This window comes from Acinetobacter sp. GFQ9D191M (assembly GCF_011174875.1).
Classification (GTDB): Bacteria; Pseudomonadota; Gammaproteobacteria; order Pseudomonadales; family Moraxellaceae; genus Acinetobacter.
In genome coordinates, this window is record NZ_JAALGV010000105.1 from 1 (window position 1) to 5,366 (window position 5,366).

The 5,366-nt window shown below is 41.1% G+C and carries 2 protein-coding genes and 2 pseudogenes; 2 read left to right on the forward strand and 2 right to left on the reverse strand.

Annotated features, from left to right (window positions below; translation table 11 throughout):
- Positions 1-93 (forward strand): annotated as a pseudogene (locus G5T77_RS14425) (IS1595 family transposase); the annotation flags it as partial.
- On the opposite strand, the pseudogene G5T77_RS14430 reads toward G5T77_RS14425, so the two are convergent.
- A pseudogene (locus tag G5T77_RS14430) lies at positions 61-348 on the reverse strand (hypothetical protein); the annotation flags it as partial. The pseudogenes G5T77_RS14425 and G5T77_RS14430 sit on opposite strands and share 33 nt — an antisense overlap.
- Before the next feature lie 247 nt (positions 349-595).
- Between G5T77_RS14430 and G5T77_RS14440 the strand changes: the two are divergent.
- Positions 596-3,943: a DEAD/DEAH box helicase gene (locus tag G5T77_RS14440; protein WP_166139330.1), complete on the forward strand. Its 3,348-nt coding sequence runs from the start codon at positions 596-598 to the stop codon at positions 3,941-3,943.
- 18 nt (positions 3,944-3,961) lie between these two features.
- On the opposite strand, the gene G5T77_RS14445 is transcribed toward G5T77_RS14440, so the two are convergent.
- Positions 3,962-5,251 carry a type II toxin-antitoxin system HipA family toxin gene (locus G5T77_RS14445; protein WP_166139332.1) on the reverse strand — a complete coding sequence of 430 codons (1,290 nt, stop codon included), beginning with the start codon at positions 5,249-5,251 and terminating at the stop codon, positions 3,962-3,964.
- Positions 5,252-5,366 lie beyond the last annotated feature (115 nt).

A 5,366-nucleotide genomic window follows, 5' to 3' on the forward strand; every position in this document is an offset into this window, starting at 1 on the left:
GAGTACTTTGATTATCATCTTAAAGAAACTGAATGGCGTTGGATGAGGGAACCTAATGAGTTAGCAACTGAGCTGTGGAACCTCATTAGGTAAAATTAAGTGTAAATCTGCTAGTCTAGAGCCATGAATATTATGCTCAATCCTATTTTGGATCAGTTGGAGAGTCTCTGCTTGAATTTGTCCAGGTAATAGGTCATGAGCGATATTGCTGAACCGGATTGCAACCTTACAAATCGAGCCAATAATTTCATCGACTTCTTGGACACAAAGTTCCGCTTCCTGAGTACCAAGTTTCACAAGAGCTTGTCGAGGAATATCCAGTGCCTCACCCATGATATCCATTTGATGTGCAGGAAAGTTCTAAACCTTTACTGATCGCTTCTGCACTGTATTCAAAGGCGATTAATGGCCGACCTGTGATTGCGGTTGAGGAGACCAATGTACCCCAAAGCCAATATTCACCCCATCCATTGTAGTAAACATTAAGTTTTTGAGCATGGATTTATTTCCTTTTGATACGTTGGCGAGCAGTACTGTTCTGAAATGACAGTTTTGTCCGTTATAATTGTATAAACATTTTTGGTTTCTGATAATTATGTCCTCATTGATCAATTTTCTATCTCGCTTTAGTACTGCAACTCTTCAGCGCAGTCTGAGCTATGCTAAACACATTGATAGGGAAACGATTGAGTTCTTTGAGGAAAAAGACGGGGTTACGATGTATGCCCAAATTGAAGGAACAGATTATTACGATACCGCAATTACCTATAATCCCCAAAAAGACCGTTTAATCGATGACGACTGCACTTGTCCGGTTGGATATAACTGTAAACATGCTGCTGCTTTAGCGCGGTTATTCTTTCAGGAATATCGCCAGGAATTTCAGCAGCGTTATGCTGACTCTCAATCCCCGCAGGGAATCACAAAACGCCAACGGGGGGATGATCAGGCGCAGCGCTGGTTGAATGATTTTAAACGGTATTTACAACAGACTGAACCAGAGCAATCTGTCAAAACAAACAATTATTTAATTTACCTGCTAGATCAGTCTGTCAGCTTAAAGAAATTGACAGTTGATGTTCAGAAGGCCAGACGCAATAAAAACGGCTCAATTGCGGGGGAAAGTTATTATACCCAATATGAAAATATCACCAGAAAGCATCTGACTTTACCTGAACAAAAACGACAATTATTTAACCAGATTTATTATTATGCCAAAATAAACAGTGACGAACGCTTTTATCAAAGCAATCTTGATATCTCCAGAATTTTATTGGAGCATTTCAAATCTTTTATTCAAAGTGGCGATGTGTACTGGCAAAAAAAGAGCCATACTGCACTTCAATGGTCAGAACAAGGCTATCACATCGAACTGATCTGGCAACAAGGTGTAAACAAACAGACAGAGCATTTAAACATTGAATTGGTCAATGGTGATATTCGACTCGATTTGAAATCAAATCCACATATTCAGATTCTCGCGAGCCATCCACCATGTTATGTGAATATTCAACAGAACACGGTGGGCCAGTTATATGGTGAATATACGGCAAATCTTCTGTACCATTTTTTACAGATGCCTGATCTTCCATCTATGCTCTTGCCAGAGTTTGAGCAACTGACTCATCAATATTCAGACGTGAAAAATCTGCCTCGGCCCGAGTCTATTCAGCATATTGATGTCCTTGAGGGTAGTCCCCAGCCAATTTTACGCTTCGGTGTTTTAGATAAATTTGATTGGAAATGGGAAGAGTCTGTTTGTGCCGAAATTGAATTCTCCTATGCAGGCGGGCGAATAAAAGCAGGTACATCAGGTGACAGTTTTATTGGTGAGCAGCATGGCAAAATGGTGCGACAGCTTCGGGACTTAGTTCAGGAACAACAGTCAATCCAGCGTTTACAGCTATTGGTCGAATCACTGAAGTGGGTAAAAGATCTTAGTTATGACCAGCAATTAAAACTGGATAAACAACGTCTTGATTCTATGGTTTTTGCGTTCTATGGAGACTGGATCAAACAGCTGATGCCCATCAATCAAATTGAATTGATTGGATGGCAGATAGAGCATCTGGAACACAGCCCATTTAAGCTGCAATATGTTGAAAATTTAAATATTTCCATCACTGAATCTGAAAGCCAACAAGACTGGTTCAATATCGGGGCGACCGTTCAGGACAGTGCAGGCAATAGCTATGATTTACTCGATGCACTTGTGGCTTTGGTGAAAGAACAGCCTGATTTACTTGATCCACGGATTTTTGGTCATCTGAATGACAGTCACATTTTCACCCTGAAAACTGCAGCGGATCAACCAGATTTGGCTTTATCCGCAAAGGACATTAAGCCGGTATTGTTGCATTTGCAGAGCATTTTACAGCAAGAAGAGCGTAGCATAGATCGCTATGATGCGAGTCAACTATTAGAATTACAGCATCATCTGGGGATGGTGTGGCAGGTCAGTAATCGCCTGCAGCAATTTGCGCAGAAATTCAAACAAGGCTATCAGCAACAACTGCCGACACCACAAGGTTTTCAGGGGGAATTACGTCCATACCAGCAGCAGGGCCTAGGCTGGTTACAGTTTTTAAGGGAAACCCAGCATGGCGGGATTCTGGCAGATGATATGGGTTTGGGTAAAACAGCACAAACTTTAGCCCACTTACTCATGGAAAAGCAGGCTGGTCATTTGCAGGACAGACCCGCCTTAATTGTTGCACCCACATCGCTGATGCATAACTGGTTCAAAGAAGCGGAAAAATTTACCCCTGAGCTCAAGGTACTGCTGCTACAAGGCCCCGACCGCCATCAGTATTTTGAGCAGATTTCACACTATGACATTGTGTTAACCACCTACCCGCTCTTGGCGAGAGATGAAGAGCAACTGAAGCAATATGAATATCATCAACTCATTCTGGATGAAGCGCAGAATATTAAAAATCCGCGTGCCAAAGCTGCACAGGTAGTACGGCAATTAACAGCGCGACATCGTCTATGTCTAACTGGTACACCTATGGAAAATCATTTGGGTGAGCTGTGGGCACTATTTTATTTTCTAATGCCAGGATTTTTATATTCACAAGAAATCTTTAATAAAAAGTACCGCTATCCTATTGAAAAACGCGGTGATCAGCAGTTAAGGCAAAAGTTGGTAAACCGCATTAAACCCTTTATTTTACGTCGCTTGAAAACTGACGTTGCCAAGGAATTGCCTGAAAAAACCACGATTGAAGTCAATATTGACATGAATGAGCAGCAATCCAAGCTATACGAGGCTGTTCGCGCCACGATGCAGGCAAATATTCAGAAAATTGTGGCAGAAAAAGGCTTTAAGCGTAGTCAAATCCAAATTTTAGATGCCTTGCTGAAGCTGCGTCAGGTCTGTTGTCATCCTAGCTTGCTAAAACTGGATTCAGTTAAAACCGGGCAGGCGTATTCTGCCAAACTTGAACAGTTGATGGATATGGTTGTTCCAATGGTGGAAGAGGGACGAAAAATTCTTATTTTCTCTCAGTTTACCTCAATGTTGGAACTGATTGAACAACAGCTCTATCACGCAAAAATTGGCTATGTGAAGCTGACTGGAAAGACCAAAAAGCGAGATGAAGTCATTACAGCATTTCAGTCTGGACAAGTGCCGGTATTTTTAATCAGTCTGAAAGCAGGAGGGGTTGGTCTGAATCTAACTGCCGCAGATACGGTCATTCACTATGATCCATGGTGGAACCCTGCTGCTGAAGATCAAGCTTCAGATCGTGCATGGCGGATTGGACAGGACAAGCCGGTATTTGTGTATAAGCTGATTACCAATAAAAGCATAGAAGAAAAAATTATTGCCTTGCAGCAGAATAAAGCAGAACTGGCACAGTCTATTCTAAGCACAGATCATGAGGGAGAAGCGAAACTGACGGAAAATGATGTGATGAAATTGTTTGAGAAATTTTAGCTTGGTTACAGGTTTCCTCTAATCATCTGTAAGTATCTGAAAGTCTGGATGCAATTTTTTCCAATGTTCTCTTAATTTTTCTTTATGAACAGAAATCATAGGTAAGTCTAGTAATAGCGCTGGCCATACTGACCGTGCTTTATCGATGATCTCACGAAGTTGTTTTTCTATAACACGCCATGGAACACCGACTTTTTCCGCCCATTGTTTAAAGTGTTTCATCTCAGCTAAATACCAATCTTTATTTTTGGCAAGATTCAATGCGAAATGACGCTCATTTTCAATATATACACTTGTCATCAATATATCGTATGCAGGGGATAATCTTGGCGTTGTTTTATCGTGATAAATCATACTCCAGTTCTTTAAGTGTGCATCTCCATTGGCGAGCAAAATGTTGACAAGTAAGCGGCTGGCAAATTGCTGAATATCAAGAATTTTGTTATCTGAAAATTGATAAATGATCTTTCCTATCTGCTCATAATTTGTGGTGCTGTATTTCTGCTGTGGATATGCACCGAAGATCTGAGCAAAGTCTTCGATGTGAATAAGCTCTGTAGTATCAGCAGTACTCTGTCTATCAAATCTTTTTATTGCAAAAGCATATTGCTCTTGGGGTAAATTTAATGGTGGAAGGTTTTGTAAGAGTGCCATATCTACCAAGCGAATCTCAGGGACATCTATTCCGACCATTTTGGCAAGGCTCATCATAGAATATTCATTTAGCGGAACAAAGGCATGTCTGGAAGAAGGAGTTTTGACAATCCAGTCCCCGAGTAGAGTCGTTTCCGTTGCCTGTGCTAATGTAAAACGCCCATCTTTGGCTTTCATGGAAAACTTCATTTGGACGCCGGCCAAGGAAAACTTATTATTTGTCCGAATCTCTTGCTTTAAGATCTGATCTGGATTCGAGATCTGAAGCTTAAATTTTATTCCATCTGGGATTTCTTCTGGATCTACTGGGGTTGCAATTAGTGCCCCAGGTAAATCATGACCTAAAGCTGCCAATAACTGAAATTCATTGTCTATATGTACTTTGAGGCTTTGTGCAATCAGTTCGCGTAATGCACCTTCTGGTAGCAAGTTTGATAGCAAGGGATGTAAACGCTGATGTGTAACATAGGTCTTTTCTAAAATCTTATCCACTTGAGGATACAAGGGGGAAGTCAGCAGGCTCAAGGTCGGGCGTTGCTGATCAGAGCGGAAAGAATCTGTAAAAACCAGAATATTTTTTCCGCTCTGAAATCCTGCCAAGTATCCAACGATACCGTGATGTAATGTTAATTTCAGGACGGCAACAGTATTCATGGTTCCTCTCCTCCGAGAAGACCCTTCCATGGGTTAGTCATTAAGTCATCCTGATCTTCAATAGTGACTTTAATTTCATCATTCAATAATTGTCTAGGCTCTAGACTAGCAGATT

Bases quoted from the DNA above. Each gene is read 5' to 3' on its own strand.
- G5T77_RS14440 (WP_166139330.1), top strand. From the start codon at position 596: ATGTCCTCATTGATCAATTTTCTATCTCGCTTTAGTACTGCAACTCTT.
- G5T77_RS14445 (WP_166139332.1), bottom strand. From the start codon at position 5,251: ATGAATACTGTTGCCGTCCTGAAATTAACATTACATCACGGTATCGTT.